The following is a 25381-nucleotide window of genomic DNA, read 5'->3' on the forward strand; positions in this document are numbered from 1 at the left end:
CGTCTTCACCAGAAGACCGCGTACAAGGCCGTCAGAATTGCCAATACGGCGATCGCGCCGATATTGAACGTCCCCTTGGTGCGGTAGTCGATATCGTCGGTGCGGATGATGTCTTTCTCCGATGCCGGCTTTGTCGTCAACGAAACGCCGATGGCCAATGCCAGCGCCAGCAGGAAGACCAGACCGACGCGATCGATGAAGGGCAACGCGGGCCATGCCAGCTTCAGCACGATCGACAGCACGAACGAGCCGATCGCCGCGGCCAGTGCGCCCGCCTCGTTGGCGCGCTTCCAGAACAGGCCCAGCATGAAAATCACCACGATGCCGGGGGTGAAGAAACCTGTGTATTCCTGGATGTACTGGAAGGCTTGGTCGAAACTCCCCAGCAACGGCTTCGCGCTGAGGATGCCGATCACCACGGCCACGATCGCGGTGATGCGCCCCACCCGCACCAACTTCTGCTGATCCTGGTCGTTGCGGCCTTTTGCGTAAAAATCGAGAGTGAAGATGGTTGCGACGGAATTGATCTTCGATGCCAGCGACGCGACGATCGCGGCCACCAGCGCGGCGAACACCAATCCGAGGATGCCGGTGGGCAGCAGGCGCATCATCGTCGGATAGGCCTGGTCGGGCTTCGCCAAGGTCGGCGCCAGCACCACGGCGGCGATGCCCGGCAGCACCACGATCACCGGCATGAGCAACTTGAGGAGCGCGGCGAACAGCACGCCTTTCTGTGCCTCGCCGATATTCCTGGCCGCCAGTGCGCGCTGGATGATGTACTGGTTGAAGCCCCAGTAGCTGATGTTCATGATCCACATGCCACCGAGGATCACGCTCAGACCCGGGAGATCCTTGTAGAACGGATTGTCCTTGCCGAGGATCATGTGGAAGTGCTCGGGGTGCGCCGCCCACAGCGACTTGAAGCCGGCGACCATGCCGCCATCGCCACCGATCCGACCCAGCGTCAGCGCGACCACCAGCAATCCCCCGAGCACCAGCAACGAGACCTGCACGATGTCGGTGAGTGCGACAGCCTTGAGGCCGCCATACAACTGGTAGGCCAGTGCGAATGCGCCGATCAACACCAGCGCCAGCATCTGGTCGATGCCGGTGACCTGGTTCACCGCGATCGCGCCCAGCCACAGGATCGAAGTCAGGTTGACGAAGACGTAAAGGCCGAGCCAGAACACCGCCATCAATGTGCGGATGCGGCTGCCATAGCGCTGTTCCAGGAACTGCGGCATGGTGTAGATGCCATTGCGCAGGAACACCGGCAGGAACCATTTGCCGACGATCAGCAAGGTCGCGGCCGCCATCCACTCGTAGGACGCGATGGCAAGGCCGATGGCATAGCCGGAACCCGACATGCCGATGATCTGTTCCGCGGAGATATTGGCGGCGATCAGCGATGCGCCGATGGCCCACCAAGGCAGCGCTTTCCCGGCGAGGAAATAGTCCTTGGCGTCCTTGGCATGCCCGGCTTTCTCGCGGGAAACCCACTGCGCGAGCACGAACACGCCGGCCAGATAGGCCAACACGATGGCGGCATCGAGCACCGACAATTTCATAGCGCCTCACCTGCCCTAGGTTCAATGGTGAGCATGACGACCTGAAACATGCCGTACCAATGAAAACTAAGGGGAAAGCTATTCCTTGCCGGAATAGATTCGATGTGCGGTCGTACGCAAGGCCTGGAGGACACGCTCGGCACCCGGGGACAGCGGCTGGTCGCGGCGACGGATGATGCCGAAATATTCCATTCGCACCCCGAGTTCGATCGGCAACACGCGCATCTGTCCGGTCTGCAGATAAGGCGCCACCGATTCCGCCGGCAACGCGCTCAGCATGTCGCTGTTGCGCAAGAGATGGATGATCACCGGCAACGATGCGGTTTCGACAATGTTCTGCGGCAACGGCAGGCCATGTTCGAGAAAGACCGCATCCAGTTTTGAACGCAGCACGCTGCCCTGCGGCGGCATGATCCAGCCGTGTTCGGCCAGGTCGGCATGGCTGACCTTGTCGCGTCGCGCCAACGGATGGTCGGCGCGGACGATCGTTGCGTGCGGCTCGTCGGCAAGCGGTTCGAAGTCGAGTTCGGCTGCGCCTTCCGCTTCCATGATGCGACCGATCACGATGTCGAGCTGCCCATCCTGCAGCTTGGCCACCAACGGGCGGCTGTAGTCCATCTCGACCTTGATCAGGATGCCGGGGAATTCCCGCTTGACCTCGGCGATGGCCTGCGGGACCAGGGTCGTGCCCGGGTTCACCACGGTGCCGATGGACACCTGCCCGATCAGGCCGCTGCGCAGGGCCACGATTTCGTCATGGGCGCGCCCGATCTCGGAAAGGGCTGCCCGTGCGCGACGAATCAGCACCTGGCCATACCCGGTCGGTTCCACGCCGCGGGCATGGCGCTCGAACAGGGGCACCCCCAGCTGGCTTTCCATTTCGGCGAGCAATTTCGACGCTGCCGGCTGGGTCATGTTCGCGGCTTCGGCCGCACGCAGGACCGATCGCTGTTCGTAGAGATGGACCAGCAACAGCAGGTGCCGGGTCTTCAGGCGCGTGGCGCCAAACCAGCCTGTCGTCGGTTGCACCATGCGGCTTGCCCACCAAATTATTCGACTGTGGAATAGATTATTCGAAAAATTTCATCTTAAGTGTATAGATCGCCACGCGAGGCTGTGCCACGCTTCCGGCATGACGAACTGGAGACAGGAATGAGTGGACGCCTGAGCGGCAAGGTCGCGGTCGTCACCGGCGCTGCCGGCGGAATCGGTGCGGTGACCGCCCGCCTGTTCGCCCGGGAAGGCGCTGTCGTGGTCGGTCTCGATCGGCAGGCAGCCCCCGCTTCCGACGATGCGGGCATCGTCCACCGCCAGGCCGACATCACCGATACCGCGGCCGTCGAATCGGCCGTTCGAACCGTGCTGGATGCGCATGGACGCATCGACGTGCTGGTCAACAATGCCGGCGCCGATGTCTTCTCCGATCCGTTGCAGCTGTCAGATGCGGATTGGGAGCGCTGCCTCGCGCTCAATCTCAAGGGCGCGTGGAACCTCGCGCGTGCAGTGCTGCCCTCCATGGTGGAACACGCCGCGGGCAGCATCATCAACATCGCCTCGGTGCATGCGCACCACATCATTCCGGGATGCTTCCCCTACCCGGTCGCCAAGCACGGGTTGATTGGACTCACGCGCGCCCTCGGCATCGAATACGCCGCGCACGGAATCCGGGTCAATTCGATCTCGCCGGGACTCATCCTCGTCCCGCGCATCGAGGCATGGTTCGAACGCGAACCCGAGGCACGCGAACGCCAGACGCAGTTGCTGCCGCCCAAGCGCATCGGCACGCCGGAGGAAGTCGCCTATACCGCGCTGTTCCTCGCCAGCGACGAAGCACGCTTCATCAATGCCACCGACATCCTGGTCGATGGCGGTCGTTCGCAGGTCTACCACGACTGACATGAGTGCAGAAGCCATTCCATTCCGCCTCCCCCTGATCGCGATCCTGCGCGGGATCACGCCGGATGAAGCGCTGTCGCACGCGCGTGCGCTGGTCGAGGAAGGCTGGGACGCGATCGAGATCCCGACCAATTCGCCCGGCTGGAACGACAGTGTCGCGCGCCTGGCTCGCGAGTTTCCGCGCGACATTTGCATTGGTGCCGGTACGGTGCTGACCACGGCGCAGGTCGATGCCCTGGTCGATGCCGGCGGAACCCTCGTCGTGACACCCAACACGCGTCCGTCCGTGATCGCACACGCAGTCGCCCGTGGACTCCATGTCGCTGCCGGCGTGGCCACGCCCAGCGAAGCCTTCGATGCACTGGATGCCGGCGCGCGGATGCTCAAGCTCTTTCCTGCCTCCGTCTACGGGCCAGCGATGGCGAGTGCGCTGCGCAGCGTGCTGCCACCCTCGGTTCCCCTGTTCGCCGTCGGCGGCATCACCCCTGACGCCCTGCCCCGTTACCTGGCCGCCGGCTGCGCCGGCGCCGGCATCGGCGGCGATCTTTACAAGTCCGGGCAATCCGTCGAACGCACGCGCGCACAGGCACGTGCATTCCGGCAAGCCTGGCTGGATCACGCAGGATGAGCGAAGCAACTGCAACGCTCCTGATCGACAGCCGTTGCGAACTCGGGGAAGGTATCCTCTGGTGCAGCCGTCGCAACGTGTTGTACTGGGTCGACATCCTCGGCGCCGGATTGTGGCGCCATGAACTTGCGACGGGTCGAACGCGCTCGTGGGCCTTGCCGCAACCGCTGGCCTGCATCGGACTGGGCAAGGACGGTCGCCTGTTGCTGGGATTGGCCAAGGGATTGCACGTTTGCGATGTCGAGGCGCAACTCGACAGCGACGACTTAGCATTCGACAAATTGGCCGACGTCGAAGCCGACGAGGCGATGACGCGCGTCAACGATGGTCGCGCCGACCGCAATGGAAACTTCGTCTTCGGCACCAAGAGCGAACATCCGGATACGCGACGCGCCGGCCGCTACTATCAGTACAGTGCAGGCCATGGACTGCGTGAACTCGACCTGCCGCGTGCCGCGATTCCCAATTCGATCTGCTTCGATGCCAGTGGTACCCGCATGTATTTCTGCGATTCCGCAGATCCGCGCATTCTTTCCTGTCGGTATGACGCTGCCGATGCCCGCGTATCGGACCTGCGGGTGTTCGCCGAACTCGATACGCCCGGCGCGGAACCGGATGGTTCGATCGTCGACGCCGAAGGCGCGGTGTGGAACGCGCAATGGGGGGCCGGCCGGGTCGTGCGCTATCTCCCCGATGGCCGGGTCGATCGCGTGATTCGCGTGCCGGCATTGCAGCCGAGCTGCGTGGCATTGGACGGCGATTCGCTCTACGTCACCACCGCCCGCGTCGGTTTGTCGCCCGATGTGCTGGATGCGTATCCGGATTCCGGGGGCGTCTTCGTGCATCGCATCGGGCGTGTATTGGCGCGCGAAGAAGATCGGGTGGCATTGCCGTGATCGCCGTCGATTGGGGCACCAGCAGCCTGCGCCTGTATCGACTCGATGAACAGGGCGGCGTGCGCGAGCGTCGTCGCAGTGAACGCGGCGTCATGACTTGCCACGGCAACTTCCGGCAGGTACTGGAAGAAGAGATCCGGGGTTGGGACGATCCGCTGGTGCTGATGTGCGGAATGGTCGGTGGCCGCGGCGGCTGGCACGAAATGCCCTACCTCGATTGTCCGGCGGGACACACCGAATTGGCGGCCGCGATGCAGCGCCTGCCTGGCGATGTTTTCCCCGGTCGCGAAATCTGGATCATGCCCGGGCTGCGCGATATCGCTTCGGATGCCGTCCCCGACGTCATGCGTGGCGAGGAGACCCAACTGGCCGCATTGCTTGACGTCCTGCCCGGCGGCAGTCACCTGGTCTGCCTGCCGGGCACGCACAGCAAATGGGCGACCGTGCGCGATGGTGGCATTCAGCGCATCTCCACGGCGATGACCGGCGAGATGTACGCGGTGCTGCGCAAGCACAGCATTCTTGGTCGCCTGATGCCTGAAGAAGATGGTCGCTTCGATGCCCATGCCTTCGACAGCGGACTCAAGCGCAGTGCCCAGCCGGGCGGCCTGCTGCATCACCTGTTCGGCGTGCGGACCAGCGGCCTGTTCAAGCTGTTCGACGATGCGGCACTGCCGTCCTATCTGTCCGGCCTGCTGATCGGCCATGAATTGAACGCATCGGGCGTGTTCTCCCATCATCCGCGTCCGGCACAGGTGCATCTGATCGGCAGCGATCGCCTGCTTGCCGCCTACGCGCACGCACTCACGACATTGGGTATCGGCGTGCAACGCCATCCCGAGGACCTCGCCGCGCGCGGCCTGCACGCATTGTGGCAACGCCGCTGCGGATGAAACGGCGCGCTGGCGTCAGCGCGGCAACTCCAGCGCATTGACCAGGTCGCCCATCGGGGCTTCGCCGTGCGCCTTGAGCGCGGCGTCGCGTTCGACGATGCCGGGCAATGGCTGCAATCCATACTTGCGATTGATCAGGCGCTGGATCGAGCCGGTGTCGTACTGCTGGTGATCGACGTAGCCGCGCTTGGCGAACGGCGACACGATGATCGCCGGGATGCGCAGGCCCGGCCCCCAGCGATCGCCCTTGGGCGGCGCGACGTGATCCCACCAACCGCCGTTTTCGTCGTAGGTGACCACCACGACCATGTGCTGCCACTGCGGGCTTTTCTCGAGGTGGGCGATGATTTCGGCGATGTGCTCGTCGCCGGCGCGCACCGTGGCATAGCCGGCATGCTGGTTGAGATTGCCCTGGGGCTTGTAGAAGGTCACGGCCGGCAGCTTTCCGGCATCGATGTCGGCGATGAACTTCGCGCCGTCCATGCCGCCGTCCAGCAGGTGTTGCGCGCGTGCCGCGGTGCCCGGCGCAAAGTTGGCGTAGTAGTTGAAGGGTTGGTGGTGGTACTGGAAGACGATCTTGTCGGCCGGCTTGCCGCCGTCCAATGCAACCTGCCAACCACCGGAATACCAGGCCCAACCGATGTTCGCCACGCTCAGGCGATCACCGATGGTTTCCGCCGTCTGCGGGCTGAGGGTGATGCGGTCGAGCGCTTCGCCGGCATTCTTTGGCGCGGGTTTCCCCGACGGCGCGTACGGCGGCATCATCGTGTTGACCGCGTAGAAATCGGGCGTCAGCACGCCATAGCGGACATATTTCGGCGGGCCATCCAGCGCCGACGCCGGATTCTTTACATCCGGTTTCAGGCTGACGCCATCGTCATCCAGCACCGAGATGTTGTTCTGATATTTCTTCGGGTCGTCCTTGGTCTTGTAGTCGAACGGCGCGCAGGCGCAGACCAGGTACTGGTGGTTGAGGAAGGACGAACCGAAAGCCGCATGGAAGAAGTTGTCGGCCAGCACGTACTTCTGCGCGATCTTCCACATCGCCATCTGCGATCCGTCGAAATACCCCATCGTTTCGCCACCGGCATCGCTCCAAGCGGCGAACTTGTCGTTCTTGCCGCCATTGATCTGCATCTGCTGGTTGTAGAACGCGTGGATCAGATCGTGCAATTTGTAATCCATCGTCACGCCGTAGCCGTTGGGATCGTCCAGCGCGTATGCCCGGTTGGGATGGCCGCGCGTCGCTTCGGTGGTGATCTGCTTGGGATCGGAGGCAACCGTCAGTCCCTGCCCGAATACGGGCGGCAACGACTTCATGATGCTGCCGTCGCGATCGCGTTGCAGGTATTGCTCGGGCTTGAGGTTCTGCAGGCCGTTCGCGCCCGGGAAATTCCCGTAGAGATTGTCGAAGCTGCGGTTCTCGGCGTAGATCACCACGATGGTCTGGATGTCGGCGAGGCCCGGATCGCCCTTGCCGGCGACTTCCGCACCGCCGTTCCTTGCAGGCATGGTTTGGCACGATGCCAGCATGGCTGCGATGGTGGCGAGTGCGATTTTTTCGAGCCTGCGCATAATGGTATTTCCATGACACTTTGGTGACAGGTGACGTTAGCACATGATGCACGCCAGATCCCTGATTTTGCTGTGTTGCGCGGGCATCAGCGCGGTGTTGCTTGCAGCCGAAACCGGGCATTCTTCGGGTTGGTATGCCACAGCGCGCGAGCGCACTGCCCTGCTCCGCGAAGCCGGGAAGGCGATCTTTTCCGATCCCTCGTTTTCGGCATCGGGACGACAATCGTGTGCCAGCTGCCACGACCCTGCGCGCCGCTACAACCCGCCGAACATGCTCGACGTGCAGATGGGTGGTCCTGCGTTACGGGATCAGGGGTTTCGTGCGCCACCGACGCTGACCTATCTCAATCGTGTCCCGCCTTACGACAACCACCACCACGATCCGGAAGAGGAAGCCGACAACTCGATCGACAACGGCCCGACCGGTGGCCTGACCTGGGACGGACGCGTCGACACCGGTGCCCTGCAAGCGGCGATTCCCCTCACATCGCCGTTCGAGATGGGCAACAGCGTGCCCGGCGTGGCGAATGCAGTGCGCAAATCGCCGCATGCGGCGAAACTGCGCGCCGCGCTCGGCGACGATGCACTGACGACCGACAGCAAGGCCTTCGCTGCGGTTACGCGCGCACTCGGGGCATTCGAAGAGGACTATGCGGAATTCAGCCCGTACACCAGCAAATACGATGCCTGGCTGACCGGCCACGCGCAGTTGAGCGCGCAGGAACGGCGTGGCCTCGAACTTTTCGATGACGAGGCCAAGGGGAATTGCGCGCAATGCCATCTGTCGCGGCGCGGGCTGGACGGCACCCCGCCTGCATTTTCCGATTACGGATTGATCGCGCTCGCCGTGCCGCGCAATCCGGCGATCGCACGCAATCGCGATCCGGGCTTCCATGATCTCGGCGCCTGCGGACCGGAACGCAAGGACAAGGACGGACAGGACGACTACTGCGGTCTGTTCCGCACGCCGACGCTGCGCAATGTCGCGCAACGAAAAACGTTCTTTCACAACGGCAAGTTCCACGACCTCGCCGAAGTGGTCGAGTTCTACGTCACCCGCGACATCACGCCGGAGCGCTGGTATTCACGCGATGCGCGCGGGGGAATCACCCTTTACGATGATCTTCCGTCGCGCTACCACGGCAACATCAATCGCGATCCACCGTTCGACGGCCAGCGCCCGGGCGCGAAGGCACGATTGGACAAGGACGGGATCGCCGCCATCGTCGCCTTCCTGCATACGCTTGACGACGGCTACCTCAAGGACAATCCCTACCGCAGCAGCAGGAAATAGCTCGCTGCCGACCAACTGAAGTTGCGCGACTGGTAACCGTCGCCGGTCAGCGGATCGTAGTTCTCGTACATCGGTGCCTGCGCGGACAATCCGGTCGCATTGACGACCAGGCGACGCGTCATTTCGTCGGCATCCTTTCCGTAGCCATTGCGACGCAGCGCTTCGACCGCGAAATAGGCCTGATCCATCCACAGCGGGCCGCGCCAATAGCCTTTGATGGGCGAGAAATGCGGATCATCGCGCGCCAGCGTCGGAAATGGCATGTGGGTGGCGAATTTCGCCGGATTCAGCATCACGCGGCGGGCTGCTTCCGCCTGCGCAGGCGTGGCGACGCCTGCCCACAGCGGGCTCCATCCATCCGAGCCGAAAACGCGGATGCGTTCGCCGTTCCCGAGACGCGCATCGAAGAAATAGCCGGCGGCTGGATCGAACATCCGCGATTGGATCAGCGGCTTGAGCCCGGCAGCTTCCTTCAGCCAGGCGTCGCGGTCTGCGGTCTTGCCCAGCACGCCGGCCAGCGTCGCCAGGTCGATCTTTTCGCGATACAGATAGGAATTCAGGTCGACCGATTCCTGATCGATCGACCAGGCGCCGTTGCCGTTCTTCACCATCTTCGCGCCGTCAAAGCGCACGGCGTTGTCCATGCCGCTTTCCCAGGCCGCGGCGATCCGCGTGCCGTCGGTCGATCCATATTCGGCGAGCCCGTTGTGGTCATGATCGCGGTCGCGATACCACCAGCGGTGATAGCGCACCAGCTTGTCGTACATCTCGCCAACGAAGATCTTGTCGCCGGTGGCACGCCAGATTTCCAGCGTCACCCAGGTCGCCAATGGCGGCTTGGTGTCGCGCCAGTTGTTCTCCTTCGCATCGAGGAAGATGCAGTCCGGCACCATGCCGTCGGCACGTTGGACGTCGAACATCGCGCGCATCTGGTCGCGGGCAAGATCGGGCGCGAAATGCGCCAGCGCCGCCGCGTGTTTCCACGAATCCCAGGCCCAGAACCCATTGAAATCGGGATTCGAATAGGACGGAACCACGCCGTCGTGACGAATATCGCCACGCGCCGCGCGCCAGTTGCCGAGCAGCGTCATCACCGCTTTCATCTGCACGCGATCGGCGGCTTCGCGCGACAATCCGGGAATATTCCGCGACTTGATGGCAGTGATGTAGCCGATCCAGCGCGTGCGATTCAGTATCCATGCCTTCAGCGGATCGACTTCCGGCACGCTGTCGACGCGATCGTCGTACTGCAGCGATTGCTCGACGCTCAAATCGACGTGCTTGCCCTTTGGCAATTGCAGCGCTTGCGCCAACGCGATGCGGTAACCATCGCCGGAAACCGTTGGCTGCGGCACTCCCCCACCCTGCACCAGCCAGCGCGTCGCCAGTCGCGAATGCGAATCGGCAAAAGTCTGGATGATGTCGCTTCCGGAAACATCGAGGTGGTCGCCCTTCGCCGGCATGGCATCGCCGGCAATCGATATTTCGACTGATCGCGCACGATCCGATGCGATTTCGATCCGGACCAGTGCGCGCCACGAATCGGGATAAAACAGGATTTGCCGAACGCTCAATCCCTCGCCGGCGAAATCGCGTTCCAACGTTCCTGGCCAGGCATGACTGCCGATCGGTTTCAGCTCGATGGCGCGATGCGTCGCCGCATCCCGCAATTCCACCCGAGCGAACCGCGTTCCCGTCCACTGCCCTCCCCGCAGGCTGTGCACGAATGGCCCGACGAATCCGGATTGCGCATCCGCCACCGGCGGCAGGCTGTAGCCGTGCCAGGCGCCGGCGTCGAAGAAGATGTTGAAGCTGCGATCCCTGGCGTCGCGCGGCATGCCATGCATGTCCAGCACGTCGCGAGCCGCTTCCGAAGCGTTGGCGGCTTTCGTTGCTGCGCTTGCGGGCATCGCGGCGGCCGACAACGTCAACACGGCCGCCAGGAACAGCGACCTCACCGTGCCATCACCACATGCATCGCCTTCGGCGTGGTCGCCTGTTCGGTCATCCGGTAGCCCATCGCCGGCAGGTCGATGCCGGCAAACATCGCCTCGCCCTGGCCGAGCACGACCGGCGACACCACGTAGTGCATCTCATCGATCGCACCGGCCTGCAGGTACTCGCGCACGGTGGAGACGCCACCCCCGATCTTGACGTCGAGATCTCCCGCAGCGGCGCGCGCCTGCCGCAATGCGCTGTCGATACCATCGGTGACGAAATGGAAGACGGTGCCCCCTTCCATCACGATCGATGCGCGCGGATGGTGGGTGAGGATGTAGGTCGGCGCGTGATACGGCGGATCGTCGCCCCACCAGCCTTTCCAGGCGTCGTCGGGCCAGTCGCCGCGGATCGGGCCGAACATGTTGCGGCCGAGGATGAAGGCGCCGAAGCCCGCCATCGATCGTTGCGCGAAGTCGTTGTCGACGCCGGTTTCGCCGCCGGGCTTGCCGATCATGTCGTGGAACATCCGTGTTCCGAACATCCACTGATGCAGCTCGCGACCGCCCTTGCCCAACGGATCGGCAAGACTTTGCTCCGGCCCTGCGCCGAAGCCGTCGATCGACACCGTGAATCCCGCGACGCGCACCTTGCCCATGGCTGTTGCCTTCATCTATCCGGAGAGTGATCCGTATCTTCCCACCTGAAGACGGCATCCAGTGGTTTTTCGAACACGTCGGCGATGCGGAAGGCGCATTCCAGCGTTGGCGAATACTTGCCGGCCTCGATCGCGGCGATGGTCTGCCGGGTCAGGCCGACGCGCTTGCCGAGATCGGCCTGGGTCATCTCCCCCGCCGCGAAGCGCAGGGCACGGATGTCGTTGCTCAGGCGCTTGCCGGACATGTCAGCCCTTCCGGTAACCGCGCACGATCACCACGCACTTCACGATTTCGGCGATCGCGATCGATTGCAACGCCGCATGGACGATGTTCCAGCGGGTTTCGGTGAACGGCAGGTAGCAACCGACATAGCAGATGCCGGCCATCAGCACGTAATAGGCGATGGTGGTGGCGCGCAGTTCGATCGCGCGATCGCGCTCGTCTTCCTGGATCTCCCCGTCTTCGCCACGGCGCAGGCGGAAGTAGAGATGGGTGGCGAGCGCGATCACCGCCAGCGTCGACAGCGCGATCGCAAGCGCCCCGATCTGGGCCAGGAACGTCGGATCGGGCTGGACGTAATGACGGGCCTGGATCCAGGCGAAATACAGGCCGAACACGATGACCAGCGCGGTCATCCAAACCCAGGCAAACCTTTCCTTCGGCAGCATCATGTTCGACTCCCATCAACGGTGGTGATGGGAGTCATGTTATCTATATTTGACTCAATGTCAAATATTTTTGACATTGAGTTGGCCGGGACCTCAAGTTTCGATCAATGTCCGTGTTCATTGAGCTTGGGCGGATCGTCCAGGGTTTCGCCCAGGAAGCGCCGCACGGTCACGTAAAACACCGGGATGAACAGCAGGCCGAGGAAGGTCGCGAACAGCATGCCGCCGATTACGCCGGTACCGATGGCGTGGCGCGAGTTGGCGCCGGCACCCGTCGAAATCGCCAGCGGGGTGACGCCCGCGATGAAGGCGAGCGACGTCATCAGGATCGGACGCAGGCGCAGGCGCGCTGCTTCGATCACCGCCTGTGCCAGCGGTTTGCCGGCGCGCCGCTCGAAGATCGCGAACTCGACGATCAGGATGGCGTTCTTGGCCGCCAAGCCCATCACCGTGATGATGCCGATCTTGAAATAGATGTCGTTCGGCAAGCCGCGCAGCATCGACAGCAGCACCGCGCCGAGGATGCCGATCGGCACCACCAGCAGCACCGCGATCGGCACCGACCAGCTTTCGTACAACGCGGCCAGGCACAGGAACACCACGATGATCGACAGCGCCATGATCATGGTGGTCTGGTTGCCGGAGAGGATTTCCTGGTAGCTCTGCCCGGCCCAGTCGTAGCCGAAGCCCTGTGGCAGGTCCTTGGTGACGATGTTTTCCATCGCCTTCATGGCGTCACCGGAACTGTGCCCCGGCGACTGCTGGCCCACCACTTCCACCGCGGCGAAGCCGTTGTAGCGCGTCAACGTCGGCGATGCCATTTCCCACTTGGCATGAACCACGTTCGACAGCGGGATCATCTGCGGTACGCCGGAGGCATCCGTCTTGCTGGAAGGCGTGTAGAACTCCTGCAGCGATTCCGGTCCGGTGCGGAACTGGGCATCGGCCTGCATGTTGACGCGCTTGACGCGCCCGGCCTGGATGAAGTCGTTGACGTAGACCGGTGCCAGCATCAGCTGGATCGAACTGTAGATGTCGCCTACCGACAACCCCATCGACTGCGCCTGCAGGCGATCGACGTCGAGCTTGAGTTGCGCCGCATCCGGCAAGGCGTTCGGGCGCACCGCCATCAGCGTCTTGTCCTGCGAAGCCTTGCCCAGCAACGCACCCAGCGCCTTGCCCAACTCGGCGCGGCCCTGGCCACTGCGATCCTGCAGGTACATGTCGAAACCGCCGAACTGGCCGAGGCCGTTCACCGTCGGCATGTTCATCACGAACACCTGCGCGTCGCGAATGCCGAACATCGCCATGTTCGCTTTCTGGATGAACTCGGTCGCGGTGGTCTTGCGCTTGCTCCAGTCCTTGAGGCGGACGAAGGCGATACCGGCATTTTCGCCGGCGCCGATAAAGCTGAAGCCGGAGACCTGCATCATTCCGTCGACTTCCGGCATCTGCGCCAGCTTGGTGCGGACTTCGTCGAGCACGGCGTCGGTACGACGCAGGGTGGCGCCGGCCGGGGTCTGCGCGATCACGATCGCATAGCCCTGGTCTTCTTCCGGCAGGAAGCTGCCCGGCATCTTGACGAACAGGAAGCCGCCAACCACGGCCAATGCCGCGAACACCACCATCCAACGCGGGGTGTGGCGCACCACGCTGCCGATATGGCCGACATACGTGTGGCTGATGCGATCGTAGATCTTGTTGAACCCGCGGAAGATCGGATTGCGCGCTTCATGATGCGTGGTCGGCTTCAACAGCGACGCACACAGCGCCGGCGTGAAGCCCAGCGCCAGGAAGGCCGAGAAGAACATCGCGATGGCAATCGTAAGCGCGAACTGCTTGTAGACCGCGCCGGCGCTGCCACTCTGCAGCGCACTGGGAATGAACACCGCGGCCAGCACCAGGGTGATCGCGATCACCGCGCCGGTGATCTGCTCCATCGCCTTGCGCGTCGCCGCCATCGGCGACAGGCCTTCCTCGGTCATGATGCGTTCGACGTTCTCGATCACCACGATGGCGTCGTCGACCACGATGCCGATCGCCAGCACCATGCCGAACAGCGACAGCTGGTTGATGGTGAAGCCGATCACGTACATGCCGAGGAACGTGCCGAGCAACGCCACCGGGATCACAAGCGTCGGGATCAGGGTGGCGCGGATGTTCTGCAGGAACAGCAGCATCACCAGGAACACCAGGACGATCGCCTCGGCCAGCGTCTTCACCACCTCTTCCACGGAGATCTTGACGAAGGTCGAGGTGTCGTACGGGCAGAACCACTGCACGCCGGCCGGGAAGCTCGGCTGCAGCAGGTCCATGCGTGCCTTCACCGCTTCCGCCACCGCGAGCGCATTCGCGCCCGGGGCCAGCTGCACGGCGAAACCGGCGGCCGGCTGGCCGTCCCACTTCATGTTGAAGCCGTGGGCGCCGGCGAGCTCGACACGGGCGACATCCTTGAGATGCACGGCCGCGCCGTTGGCATCGGTGCGCAACAGGATGTTTTCGAATTCCTGCGGCGTGCTGAAGCGACCTTCGGCGGAAACCGTCGCGGTGATCATCTGCGAGGCCGGCGAAGGATCGCCACCGACGCTGCCGGCGGAGAACTGCACGTTCTGACCACGCACTGCCGTCAGCACCTGGCTCGCGGACAGACCGTAGGCTTTCAATTTCTCGGGATTCAGCCAGATATCCATCGAATACTGGCCGCCGAACACCTGGGTGTTACCGACGCCCGGCACGCGCGAGATCTGGTCGACCACGCGCGAGGCGATGATGTCGGCGAGTTGGTCGCGGTCAACCGCAGGGTTGCTCGTCTTCAGCGCCACGACCATCAGGAAGCCGGAGTTGGCCTTGGCCACCACCACGCCAGACTGCACCACTTCGCTGGGCAGGCGCGGCGTCGCCTGCGACACCTTGTTCTGCACCTGCATCTGCGCGATGTCGGGGTCGGTGCCCGGCTTGAACGTCAGGTTGATGCTGGACTGGCCGCTGGCGCTGGACGAACTGAAGTAGTCGAGGTTGTCGATGCCGGTGAGCTGCTGCTCGATGACCTGCGTCACCGCCTTCTCGGTGGTTTCGGCGCTGGCGCCCGGATAGCCGGCGCCCACGCTGACCTGGGTTGGCGCGATGTCGGGATACGACTCGATGCCCAGGCTGCGGATCGCCAGCGCGCCCGACAGCGAGATCAGGATCGCGACGACCCAGGCGAGTACCGGGTGTTCGATGAAATATTTGGGCATGGGTTATCCCTGCTTGGCCGGAGCCGCGGCTGGCGCCGCCGGTTTGGCGTCAGCGGGCACGCCCTTCACTTCCTGGCCCGGTTGCTGCACGCGCTGTACGCCGCTGACGATCACCTTGTCGCCCGGCGACAAGCCGCCGGAGACGATGAAATCGCCGCCCTGCTGGCGGCCTTCCGGCAGGCTCTTGCGCGCGGCCTTGTTGTCGCCACCGACCACCAGCACGTACGGCCCTTGGGCATCGCGGAGAATGGCGGTCTGCGGGACGCGATAGGCGCCCTGCTGTTCGGCCAGCGTCGCCTTGACGGTGACGAAGGTGCCCGGCATCAGCAGGTGCTGGGGATTCGGCAATACCGCGCGCAGCTTGACCGCGCCGGTGGCGGGATCGACGACGCTGCCGGAGAAATCGAGGCGTGCCTTCTGGTCGAAGGTGCTGCCATCGGGCAGAAGGACATCGACTTCACGCGAACCGCCACCCTGCGCGGACAACTGGCGCAGGCGGCTGAGGTCGTTCACGCCCACCGAGAATTCGATGTAGAGCGGATTGATCTGGTCGACGGTCGTGAGCAGGGTCGCGCTGCCCTGTCCCACCAGGGCGCCTTCGGTGACCTGGGCGATGCCTGCGCGGCCATCGATCGGCGCGCGCACCGAGGCATAGCCCTCGTTGATGCGCGCGGTGGTGACTGCGGCCTGGGACTGTTTCACCGCGGCATTGGCGCTGCGCTCCGCGGCCAGCGCATTGTCGAGGTCGGCCTTGGAAATGAACTTGCCGGGGGCGAGACCGCGGGCGCGCTCGGCGGCGGCGCGCGCATTGGCGGCGGTCGCCTGCGCGCTGGCCAGCGCGGCCTGCGCCGAGGCGGTGGCTGCACGCAGCGGCTCGGGATCGATCTGGAACATCGCCTGCCCGGCCTTGACGTCGCTGCCTTCGGTATAGAGGCGGCGCTGGACCACGCCGGCGACGCGCGCACGGACATCGGAGCTGCGATAGGCGGCAAGACGCCCGGACGATTGCGCCTCGACGGCGACGTCCGCGGGCTGCATCACGACATAACCGACCTCCGGAGGCGGCATCTGTCCACCCTGGCCGGGTCCTCCCTGTTTTGACGAGCAGGCCATCAGTGCCGTGGTGAGGACGCTCAATGCGAGCAGGCGCGTGGTGGTTTTCATCAAGAAGGGCTCCTGAAGCCGATCGGTCTTGGGGGAAGTGCGCGTGAACCGGCGAGGTTACACTGCACCCTCGTTAACTTCGTGTGCCTAAAGTCTAGGATGGACAGGATGCCAAAGGAAATGACCACACCGATTCTCATGGAACTCGACCAGGTCAGACTCGCCGTCATCGGCCTGGGTTATGTCGGCCTGCCGCTTGCGGTCGCGTTCGGCAAACGCTACCCCACGCTGGGTTTCGACATCCAGCAACGCCGTATCAGCGAGTTGCGCGACGGCCACGACCGCACCCATGAAACGTCCGCGGACCAATTCGCGGCCGCCACCCACCTGCGCTTGAGCGGTGAAGAAGCCGACCTGCGCGCGTGCAATGTCTTCATCGTCACCGTGCCGACGCCGATCGACGACGCCAAGCGTCCCGACCTGCGCCCGCTGGAATCGGCCAGCCGCACCGTTGGCCGCGCGATCTCGCCCGGCGCGGTGGTGGTGTTCGAATCCACGGTCTATCCCGGCGCCACCGAGGAAGTGTGCGTGCCGATCATCGAGCAGGTGTCGGGCCTGAAGTACAACCGCGACTTCTTCGTCGGCTACAGCCCGGAGCGCATCAACCCCGGCGACCACGAGCATCGCCTCGAAACCATCCTCAAGGTGACCTCGGGCTCGACGCCGGAAGCCGCCGAACTGATCGATCGCCTCTACGGAAGCATCATCACTGCCGGCACCCACAAGGCCTCGTGCATCCGCGTGGCGGAAGCGGCCAAGGTGATCGAAAACACCCAGCGCGACCTCAACATCGCCCTGATCAACGAACTCTCGCTGATCTTCCATCGCCTCGGCATCGACACCGGCGAAGTGCTGGCGGCGGCTGGCACCAAATGGAACTTCCTGCCGTTCAAGCCGGGACTTGTCGGGGGACATTGCATCGGCGTCGATCCCTACTACCTCACCCACAAGGCGCAGCAGATCGGCTACCAGCCGCAAGTGATCCTGTCGGGACGGCGCATCAACGACGGCATGGGCGCGCACGTGGCGCGCCGCGTGGTCAAGCTGATGACGCAGGAAAAGATCAACCTGGTCGATGCCCGCGTCCTGGTGCTGGGCCTGGCCTTCAAGCCCGATTGCCCCGACCTGCGCAATACCCGCGTCGTCGATGTCATCGATGAGCTGCGTCACTACCACCTCGACATCGACGTCTTCGATCCGCGCGTCGATGCCGAGGAAGCGCACCACGAATACGGACTCGACCTGCTGGTGGAACCGGTCGCCGGCGAGTACGACGCCATCGTCTTCGCGGTGCCACATCGCGAATTCCTCGAGCGTGGTGCGGACTGGGTGAAGTCGCTCGGCAAGCACGATCATGTCGTCTTCGACGTCAGCCAGCGCTTGCCCGCGGGCTTCGCCAATGACAGGCTATGACGATGAAAATCCTCGTCACCGGTGCCGCCGGATTCATCGGATCGACCCTCAGCCATCGCCTGCTCGAACGCGGCGATGAAGTCCTGGGTTTCGACAATCTCAACGATTACTACGATCCCACCCTGAAGGAAGCGCGACTCGCCCTGCTCGAAGGCAAGCCCGGCTTCCGCTTCGTGCGCGCCGATCTCGAGGATCGCGAAGCGGTGGATCGCGCGTTCAAGGAATTCAAGCCCGATCGCGTGGTCGCGCTCGCGGCGCAGGCCGGCGTGCGTTATTCGCTGGAGAATCCCCGCGCCTACATCGACAGCAACATCGTCGGTTTCCTCAACATCCTCGAAGCCTGCCGCCACTTCGGTTGCGGGCACCTGGTCTATGCGTCGTCGAGTTCGGTCTATGGCGCCAACCGCAAGCTTCCGTTCGCGGTCGAGGACAGCGTCGACCATCCGGTGAGCCTGTACGCGGCCAGCAAGAAGGCCAACGAATTGATGGCGCATACCTACAGCCATCTCTACAACATCCCGACCACCGGGTTGCGCTTCTTCACCGTCTACGGACCGTGGGGACGCCCGGACATGGCGCTGTTCCTATTCACCCGCAAGATTCTTGCCGGCGAGCCGATCGAAGTCTTCAACAACGGCCGCCACAGCCGCGATTTCACCTATATCGACGACATCGTCGAAGGCATCATCCGCACCCTCGACCACGTGCCCGGCCCCGATCCGGCCTACGATCCGTTGCAGCCGACGCCGGCGTCGTCGACCGCGCCCTATCGCGTCTACAACATCGGCAACAGCCAGCCGGTGGAACTGCTGCGCTATATCGAAGTGCTGGAAGACGCGCTCGGGCGCAAGGCCGAAATGCGCATGCTGCCGATGCAGCCCGGCGACGTCCCCGACACCTTTGCCGACGTCACCGCCCTGCAGCGCGATACCGGTTACAAGCCGGCGACGCCGATCGAAACCGGCGTGCGCAACTTCGTCAATTGGTATCGCGATTACTACAAGGTCTGACGATCAGGCCGCGTTGTATCCGTCCGGGTTTTGCGACTGCCAGCGCCAGGCGTCGACGCACATCTCGTCAACGCCACGCGTGGCCTGCCAGCCGATGACCTGTTTTGCCCGTTGCGGATCGGCATAGACCTCGGCGACATCGCCGGCACGGCGGGCGACGATCTCGTAAGGCACCTTGCGCCCGCTCGCCTGTTCGAAGGCCTGCACCAGTTGCAGCACGCTGACGCCCTGCCCCGTGCCGAGATTGAGCGTGGTCGCCGGATGGTGGGCATGTTCCAGCGTGTTGATCGCGTCCGCATGCGCACGCGCCAGATCGACCACATGGATGTAGTCGCGCACGCCGGTGCCGTCGACCGTCGGCCAGTCGTCACCGAACACGCTGAGGCGTTCGCGACGCCCGACCGCGACCTGGCAGATGTAGGGCATCAGGTTGTTGGGAATGCCGCGGGGGCCCTCGCCGATCTCGCCCGAGGGATGCGCGCCGACCGGATTGAAATAACGCAGCAGGATCGCGCTGAATTCCGGATCCGCCGCGCAAACGTCGCGGATCATGTCTTCCATCATCAGCTTGGTGCGGCCATAGGGATTGGTCACCCGCAATGGCGCGTCCTCGTTCACCGGAACGCTGTCGGGATTGCCGTACACGGTCGCCGACGAACTGAAGACAAGGCGCTTGCAGCCATGCGCGCGCATCGCCTGCAACAGGTGGATGCTGCCGCCGACGTTGTTGTCGTAATAGTCGAGCGGCTTTTCCACCGACTCGCCGACGGCCTTGAGCGCGGCGAAGTGGACGACGGCGTCGAAATGCTCGCGCTCGAACACCCGATGCACCGCTCCGGCATCGCGAAGGTCGACCTGGAGCAGTGGAAATCGCGTCCCCGCGAGTTTTTCCGCACGCGCAACTGAGACTTGTGACGCATTGCAGAGGTTGTCGAGGATCACAACCTGATGATTTGATGCCGCCAATTCAATGCATGAATGGCTGCCGATATAGCCGGCTCCGCCGGTGACGAGGATCTTCATGGCTTTGATTTTATTCGAGATTGTTGTGGCCGAACGATGGTGAATGCGCCCGGGAAGATCAGAAAACCCCTACTTGCCGGGACTTGCGCGCGGGTGTAACTTCGCCATGTTGCAAGGAGCAAGCCATGAGCAGGATGCTACGTTTGGCATGCACAACACTGTGCATGATTTTCCTTTCCGCGTGCGCCACCACCGGAGCCGGCGTTCAAGCCGCTGCCCCGCCGACGGATGCCACGCAGGCAGTCAAGGCCTATCAGATCGGCGTGGACGACATCGTCCAGGTCTCGGTCTGGCGCAATCCGGAACTCGGCATCACCGTGCCGGTGCGCCCGGACGGCAAGATCTCGGTGCCATTGATCGGCGACGTCGCCGCTGGCGGTCGCACGCCCGAGCAAGTCGCTGATGACATCAAGCAGAAACTGACCGCTTACGTGCGCGATCCGCAAGTCGCGGTCATCCTCACCGAGCTGCGCAGCCACGAATACCTGTCACGGGTCCGCGTCACTGGAGCGGTGCGCAATCCGGTCTCGGTGCCGTGGCGCCAGGGCATGACGGTGCTGGACGCGGTGCTCGCCGCGGGTGGCGTCACCGAATTCGCCGCCCCCGATCGCACCGAACTGCATCGCCGTCCGAAGGACAACAATCCCGGCGGCAACTATCGCGTGCGCCTCGACCAGATCCTCAACAAGGGCGATCTCGGCACCAATTACACGTTGACTTCGGGCGACGTCGTTTCGGTTCCGGAGCGGGTGCTATGAGTGTTCCGATGTTGTCGGGCAGTGGCATCGCCCCTGCCCTGCCTTCGCGCGAAACCGCGATGACCCCGCACGAACTGTTGCGCGGCGTGGCCAAGGATTTCCGCCGCCGCCCGGTGCGTTACGCGGCGATCTTCGCCGGCATCGCCCTGCTTGGCCTCGCCGTCGGGATCATGCTGCCGAAGAAATACGCGTCTCGCACCACGATTGTCGTGGAGGACAGCAACATCATCCGCCCGCTGATGGAAGGACGCGCGGTACCGACCGCCGTCGCCGATCGTGCGGCGTTGGCGAAGGAAGTCGCCTTCAGCAACAAGGTGATGCATGAAATCCTCAAGGTCGGCGGCTGGATGGACAGTCATCCGAGCCCGATCGAGCAGGATCGACTGATCGAACAGATCAAGAGTCGCACCCAGATCGACACCGGCGAGAAGCTGATCCAGATCGAGTATTCCGATTCCGATGCGCATCGCGCCTATGTCGTGACCAAGGCGCTGGGCGACCAGGTGATCAGCGAAAGCCTGGCGACCAAGGAACGCGAAAGCCGCGAGGCCTTCCAGTTCATCGATGCCCAGGTCAAGACCTACCACGACAAGCTCGAGCAATCGGAAGCGCGCCTCGAGGCCTATCGTTCCGCGAATCCCGATGCCCGCCCGGGCGTCGAGGCCGAAGTCAACACCCGCATCGCCGACTTGCGCCACCAGGTCGATGCCGCGGACATGGACCTGCAGAACGCGCGATCGAAGGAAGCCGCGATCAAGACCGAACTCGGCAACGAGAACGAGGTCAACGCGGTGCAGACGCGCGAGGGACAGATCCGCGCGCAGATGGCCGACCTGATGACCGAACGCGCCAAGCTGCTGCTGACCTATACCGATCAGTACCCCGACGTGGTGCGCATCAACCACCAGCTCGACGACCTGCAAACGCAGCTCAAGAACGCCGAACTGCGCAGCAAGGCCGCCGCAGCCCAGAGCGGATCTTCGCTCGAGAGCGCCAGCGCGATCAATCCGCTGTACGGCGAACTGCGCAGCAAGCTGGCCGCGGCACGCAGCGACAGCGCATCGATTGCCGCCCGCCGCGCGACCGCGGAGGAACTGCTGGGGGGCGTGATGACGCAGAACCGCGGCATCGCCGCCGCGGCCAGCGCGCTGGCCGAGCTGACCCGCGACTACGAGGTCAATCGCGATCTCTACCAGGATCTGTTGAAGCGTCGCGAGAACGCCCGATTGTCGATGAACCTTGATGAGAACCATCGTGGCATGAGCTTTCGCGTGCAGGAACCGGCGTTGGTGCCGGTGCGCGCCAGCGGGCTGCGCCTGATGCACGTCGCGATCGCCAGCCTGGCGGTGGCGCTGCTGCTGCCGCTCGGCCTGTTGCTGGCGATGGTGAAGTTCGACCAGAAGCTGCGTTCCCCGGACCAGGTGGAAACGCTGTCGGCGGTGCCGCTGCTTGGCGTCACCCCGCGCTACCGCACGCGTGCCAGTCGGGCATCGATGCTGCGCCAAGGTGCGTTGGCCACGAGCCTGTTCCTGTCGGTGCCAATGGTCTATGGCGTATTGGCGCTGTTCCGCGCGGGAGGTCTGTGATGGATTCCGGAACGTTCCAGAGCCAGCGCGACCATGCGCTGATGCAGACGCCCGGCAAGACGTTGACGCCGGCCCAGTTGCGCGAACGCAGCACGATCTATCGCGCCAATGTGGCGCAGCCGGAAGTCGATGCCTTCCGCGACCTGCGCACGAAACTGCTGTCGATGATGGATGGCAATTTCGTCACCTTGATCGCACCGGTCTCGGCCGGTTGCGGCAGCAGTTTCGTCGCACGCAACCTTGCCGCGGCATTCGCCTTCGACGATGCCCGCACCGCCCTGCTGCTCGACTGCGACCTGCGCCATCCGTCGCAGCACGAAGTGATGCGCATCGACATGGGCAATGCCCACCTGGGCGGCTACCTGCAGGGACAGGTCGAAGACATCACGCCACTGATCCATGACACCGGCGTCCCGCGCCTGGGCCTGATCCCGGCCGGACCGCCGCGCGAAAACAGCGCGGAACAGTTCGCGACGCCGCGGATGCGCCTGCTGGTCGATTCGTTGCGCAGCCATTACGCCAATCGCTATCTGTTCCTGGATGCGCCGCCGGTGGAATCGTCTCCGGATGCACGCATCCTCGCCGAAATGGCCGACATCGTGGTGCTGGTGACCGGTTACGCGATGAACACCGCGGAAACGATTGCCCGCGCCGTCCAGCAATTCCCACCGGAAAAATTCGCAGGCGTCGTTTTCAACGACATGGGGTGAACCGTGCGACACACACGCCGAAAGGATTCCTGGCGTCCAACCATACTCGCGGCATCGTTGCTGGCAGCCATTGGATCGGCGCCAGTTGCCGCCCAGACCGGCCAGAACAGCATCGACTACCAGTTGGGCGTCTCGGTGCTCCACAGCGACAACATCGGGCTGGTTCCGGAGAATGCGCAGGATGACTGGGTCATCGCGCCGACCCTGACGTTCGACGTGCGGCGCAATTCCAGCAAGTTCCGGCTGGCCGCGCGCGGAACCGCGCAGTACCTCGACTACACGCAGGGCAGCTTCCAGAATGGCGCGCGCGGCGCCTTGGCGGCGCAAGCCAACTGGGTGATTTCGCCGGGACGCCTCGAATTCATGGCCGCCGACCATTTGACCCGGCGCCCGGTCGACAGCCTGGTGGCCTACAACCCGGCCAATGTGCAGCAGATCAACGTCTTCGTGGCGGGCCCGACCTGGGTGGCGCGACTGTCGCCCAGCACGCGCATGCGCTTCGACCTGCGCATGAGCAACAGCCTTGCCGAAAAGACCCATGAAATCGATGGCCAGCAATACCTGCTGTCGGGAAGCATCGACCACGACATTTCACCGAACCGTTCGATCAGCGCCGCCGTCAGCACGGAACGGGTCAATTTCACCGAACGCTCGAAGGCGAACGATTACCGGCGCGAGAGTGCCTTCGTGCGTTACGACACTCGCATGCGCGTGGTGCAGCTGCAAGCAGATCTTGGCTGGTCGCGCGCGGACATTCCGGCAATCAACGCGAAGGCCTCCGGGCCGTTCGTTCGCGTCGATGCCGGCTGGAATCCGCGCCCGGGCCAGACGCTGCGCCTGCGCCTGACCCAGCAGTACGCCGACACCACCGAAGACGTGATCACGCACAGCCTGGATGATCGCTATGCCCTGATCCAGGACTTCCTCAACAACGAGGGCGTGGTGACGCCGCAGGTCTATCGCGATCGCCGCGTCCAGTTGCACTACGACTATCGTTCCGATCGCCTGACCCTGAACGCCGAACTCGAAAGCGATCGCGCCACGCCGATCCATGCCGGCGGCGAAGGCTGGCACGCGGTACTAGGCAGCATTTCCGGCGCCTGGCGCCTGTCGCCGAACTGGACCGCGAACGCCTATGCCGCCGCATTCCGACGCACGCTGATCAACCAGCCGGGCACCGATCGCAACCAGTTCATCGGTACCGGCCTCGGCTACCGCTGGAACACCCATTGGAGCGCACGCGTCGATCTCCAGCATCGCGTCCGCAGGACGCCGATCCACGTCCAGAACTTCAAAGAGAATGGAATCGTCTTCTACATCGGCTACCAGCCCTGAGTCTCCGGCTGGATTGCTGGTGGTGACGGATACCAGTCTTTCCATCACCGGCGGCAGCGAGCAGTTCCTGCGCAACCTGTTGCGCGGGTTGCCCCGCAATCGCTATACGGTCACCGTCGTCGAACTGGCGTTCGACCCGCCTGTAGAACCGTTGCCCATGCCGGGCGTGCGGATCGTGCGGGTCCCGGTCGCGGCGGTCTATGGCCGTGGCGGCCTGCGCGCCTACCAGGTATTGCGTCGCCTGGTGTCGAGTGGGCGCTACAGCATCGTGCAATCCCAGCACGAAAAAGCCGATGTCCTGAACGCGTTGCTGCCCAAGCGACGCGGCGTGGTCCACATCTCCAATCGCCGCGACATGGGCTTCAAGAAGAGCAGCCGCCTGAAGCGCGCTTTCCGCCTGCTCAATCATCGATTCGATCGCGTGATCGCACCGGCGCGCCAGATCATCGATGCGCTCGCCAGCTACGAGCGTTTGTCGCCGGGCCGGGCAACGGTCATCCACAACGGCGTCGATACCGAGCGTTTCCAGCCACGCGACGATGCCTGGCGCGACGCGCGCCGGAAGGCATTGGGCATCGATGCCGGAACCGTGGTGTTCTGCTGCGTCGCCCGCCTGTCGGAAGTGAAATGTCCGTTGGTGCTGGTCGATGCGTTCGCGCGCCTGCACGCCCAGTTCCCCGATGTCCGCCTGCTGTTCGCGGGTGATGGCCCGATGGCCGATGACGTCCGTCGCAAGGTGGCCGCTGTCGGGCTCGAGCGACACATCGACATGCTGGGATCGGTCAGTGGAGTCGACGATTTGTTGCCTGCCTGCGATGTCGCGGTGCTGGCGTCGTCATCGGAAGGCATGTCGAACGCGTTGCTGGAAGCGATGGCCTGCGGCCTGCCGGTGGTGGCCACCGCCGTCGGCGGCAACCTGCAGCTGGTCAGGCCGGGCATCAACGGCTTGCTGGTGCCGCCGCACGACCCGGCTGCGCTGGCCGAGGCGATGTTGACGCTGGCGCGCGATGCCGGGCGTCGCCACGAATTGGGCGGGCGGGCGCGCCGGATGATCCTCGAGGAATTTTCCTCGATGCGGATGATCGGCGCCTACGATCATCTCTATCGCGTCCTGCTGGGGTTGCCGTGAGG

22 protein-coding genes are annotated in these 25381 nt (G+C 63.9%); 12 read left to right on the forward strand and 10 right to left on the reverse strand.

The window, feature by feature from the left end; genetic code table 11:
• Window positions 1–5: 5 nt before the first annotated feature.
• Together ABE093_RS08995 and ABE093_RS09000 are read right to left on the reverse strand one after the other, a co-directional pair.
• The gene (locus ABE093_RS08995; protein ID WP_430760529.1) at window positions 6–1568 is read right to left on the reverse strand and encodes a sodium/sugar symporter; all 1563 of its coding nucleotides are present in this window, start codon (window positions 1566–1568) and stop codon (window positions 6–8) included.
• A 78-nt stretch (window positions 1569–1646) separates the two neighbouring features.
• A complete protein-coding gene (locus tag ABE093_RS09000) occupies window positions 1647–2600 on the reverse strand; it encodes a LysR substrate-binding domain-containing protein (RefSeq protein WP_430760530.1) in 954 nt (317 codons plus the stop codon).
• 120 nt (window positions 2601–2720) lie between these two features.
• Here ABE093_RS09000 and ABE093_RS09005 point away from each other — a divergent pair, with 120 nt between their 5' ends.
• Genes ABE093_RS09005 through ABE093_RS09020 form a run of 4 tightly spaced genes read left to right on the forward strand, consistent with a single transcriptional unit; the run spans window position 2721 to window position 5881 of the window.
• Complete coding sequence (locus tag ABE093_RS09005; protein ID WP_430760531.1) at window positions 2721–3464, forward strand: SDR family oxidoreductase; 744 nt, start codon at window positions 2721–2723, stop codon at window positions 3462–3464.
• 1 nt (window position 3465) lies between these two features.
• Window positions 3466–4092: a 2-dehydro-3-deoxy-6-phosphogalactonate aldolase gene (locus ABE093_RS09010; protein ID WP_430760532.1), complete on the forward strand. Its 627-nt coding sequence runs from the start codon at window positions 3466–3468 to the stop codon at window positions 4090–4092.
• Window positions 4089–4988 (forward strand): SMP-30/gluconolactonase/LRE family protein, encoded by a 900-nt coding sequence (locus tag ABE093_RS09015; protein WP_430760533.1) that lies wholly within the window; start codon window positions 4089–4091, stop codon window positions 4986–4988. The genes ABE093_RS09010 and ABE093_RS09015 overlap by 4 nt, the downstream gene beginning before the upstream one ends.
• A complete protein-coding gene (locus ABE093_RS09020) occupies window positions 4985–5881 on the forward strand; it encodes a 2-dehydro-3-deoxygalactonokinase (protein ID WP_430760534.1) in 897 nt (298 codons plus the stop codon). The genes ABE093_RS09015 and ABE093_RS09020 overlap by 4 nt, the downstream gene beginning before the upstream one ends.
• A gap of 15 nt (window positions 5882–5896) precedes the next feature.
• Here the strand turns inward: ABE093_RS09020 and acpA are convergent, their stop codons facing one another.
• Window positions 5897–7456, reverse strand: a complete 1560-nt coding sequence (gene acpA / locus ABE093_RS09025; RefSeq protein ID WP_430760535.1) for an acid phosphatase — start codon at window positions 7454–7456, stop codon at window positions 5897–5899.
• A 43-nt stretch (window positions 7457–7499) separates the two neighbouring features.
• On the opposite strand from acpA, the gene ABE093_RS09030 reads away from it, so the two are divergent.
• Window positions 7500–8750 (forward strand): cytochrome-c peroxidase, encoded by a 1251-nt coding sequence (locus ABE093_RS09030; protein WP_430760536.1) that lies wholly within the window; start codon window positions 7500–7502, stop codon window positions 8748–8750.
• Here ABE093_RS09030 and ABE093_RS09035 read toward each other — a convergent pair.
• The 6 genes from ABE093_RS09035 to ABE093_RS09060 form a co-directional block, all read right to left on the reverse strand.
• Window positions 8729–10708 carry an MGH1-like glycoside hydrolase domain-containing protein gene (locus tag ABE093_RS09035; RefSeq protein WP_430760537.1) on the reverse strand — a complete coding sequence of 660 codons (1980 nt, stop codon included), beginning with the start codon at window positions 10706–10708 and terminating at the stop codon, window positions 8729–8731. The two genes, ABE093_RS09030 and ABE093_RS09035, sit on opposite strands and share 22 nt — an antisense overlap.
• Window positions 10705–11361, reverse strand: a complete 657-nt coding sequence (locus tag ABE093_RS09040) for a dihydrofolate reductase family protein (protein ID WP_430760538.1) — start codon at window positions 11359–11361, stop codon at window positions 10705–10707. Before ABE093_RS09040 ends, ABE093_RS09035 begins: the two co-directional genes overlap by 4 nt.
• Complete coding sequence (locus tag ABE093_RS09045; protein WP_430760539.1) at window positions 11358–11591, reverse strand: helix-turn-helix transcriptional regulator; 234 nt, start codon at window positions 11589–11591, stop codon at window positions 11358–11360. Before ABE093_RS09045 ends, ABE093_RS09040 begins: the two co-directional genes overlap by 4 nt.
• A gap of 1 nt (window position 11592) precedes the next feature.
• On the reverse strand, window positions 11593–12018 hold the full coding sequence (locus ABE093_RS09050; RefSeq protein ID WP_430760540.1) for a hypothetical protein: 426 nt from the start codon (window positions 12016–12018) through the stop codon (window positions 11593–11595).
• Between the two features lie 101 nt (window positions 12019–12119).
• Window positions 12120–15251, reverse strand: a complete 3132-nt coding sequence (locus ABE093_RS09055; protein WP_430760541.1) for a multidrug efflux RND transporter permease subunit — start codon at window positions 15249–15251, stop codon at window positions 12120–12122.
• Window positions 15252–15254: 3 nt separating this feature from the next.
• Window positions 15255–16415: an efflux RND transporter periplasmic adaptor subunit gene (locus ABE093_RS09060; RefSeq protein ID WP_430760542.1), complete on the reverse strand. Its 1161-nt coding sequence runs from the start codon at window positions 16413–16415 to the stop codon at window positions 15255–15257.
• A gap of 120 nt (window positions 16416–16535) precedes the next feature.
• Between ABE093_RS09060 and ABE093_RS09065 the strand changes: the two genes are divergently transcribed.
• Together ABE093_RS09065 and ABE093_RS09070 are read left to right on the forward strand one after the other, a co-directional pair.
• Window positions 16536–17828 (forward strand): nucleotide sugar dehydrogenase, encoded by a 1293-nt coding sequence (locus tag ABE093_RS09065; protein WP_430760543.1) that lies wholly within the window; start codon window positions 16536–16538, stop codon window positions 17826–17828.
• Window positions 17829–17830: 2 nt separating this feature from the next.
• Window positions 17831–18838, forward strand: a complete 1008-nt coding sequence (locus ABE093_RS09070; protein WP_430760544.1) for an NAD-dependent epimerase — start codon at window positions 17831–17833, stop codon at window positions 18836–18838.
• Window positions 18839–18841: 3 nt separating this feature from the next.
• Here the strand turns inward: ABE093_RS09070 and galE are convergent, their stop codons facing one another.
• Window positions 18842–19861, reverse strand: a complete 1020-nt coding sequence (gene galE / locus ABE093_RS09075; RefSeq protein ID WP_430760545.1) for a UDP-glucose 4-epimerase GalE — start codon at window positions 19859–19861, stop codon at window positions 18842–18844.
• 164 nt (window positions 19862–20025) lie between these two features.
• Between galE and ABE093_RS09080 the strand changes: the two genes are divergently transcribed.
• From ABE093_RS09080 to ABE093_RS09100, 5 genes are read left to right on the forward strand one after another with little or no spacing between them, the layout of a single operon-like run.
• Window positions 20026–20619 carry an XrtA/PEP-CTERM system exopolysaccharide export protein gene (locus ABE093_RS09080; RefSeq protein ID WP_430760546.1) on the forward strand — a complete coding sequence of 198 codons (594 nt, stop codon included), beginning with the start codon at window positions 20026–20028 and terminating at the stop codon, window positions 20617–20619.
• Window positions 20616–22205, forward strand: a complete 1590-nt coding sequence (locus ABE093_RS09085; protein WP_430760547.1) for an XrtA system polysaccharide chain length determinant — start codon at window positions 20616–20618, stop codon at window positions 22203–22205. The genes ABE093_RS09080 and ABE093_RS09085 overlap by 4 nt, the downstream gene beginning before the upstream one ends.
• The gene (locus ABE093_RS09090; protein ID WP_430760548.1) at window positions 22205–22915 is read left to right on the forward strand and encodes a polysaccharide biosynthesis protein; all 711 of its coding nucleotides are present in this window, start codon (window positions 22205–22207) and stop codon (window positions 22913–22915) included. The genes ABE093_RS09085 and ABE093_RS09090 overlap by 1 nt, the downstream gene beginning before the upstream one ends.
• A 57-nt stretch (window positions 22916–22972) precedes the next feature.
• A complete protein-coding gene (locus tag ABE093_RS09095) occupies window positions 22973–24250 on the forward strand; it encodes a hypothetical protein (protein WP_430760549.1) in 1278 nt (425 codons plus the stop codon).
• Window positions 24216–25379 (forward strand): glycosyltransferase, encoded by a 1164-nt coding sequence (locus tag ABE093_RS09100; protein WP_430760550.1) that lies wholly within the window; start codon window positions 24216–24218, stop codon window positions 25377–25379. Before ABE093_RS09095 ends, ABE093_RS09100 begins: the two co-directional genes overlap by 35 nt.
• Window positions 25380–25381 lie beyond the last annotated feature (2 nt).

Origin of the sequence: Solilutibacter silvestris (assembly GCF_050574925.1) — a bacterium.
GTDB classification, from domain to species: Bacteria; Pseudomonadota; Gammaproteobacteria; order Xanthomonadales; family Xanthomonadaceae; genus Solilutibacter; species Solilutibacter silvestris_A.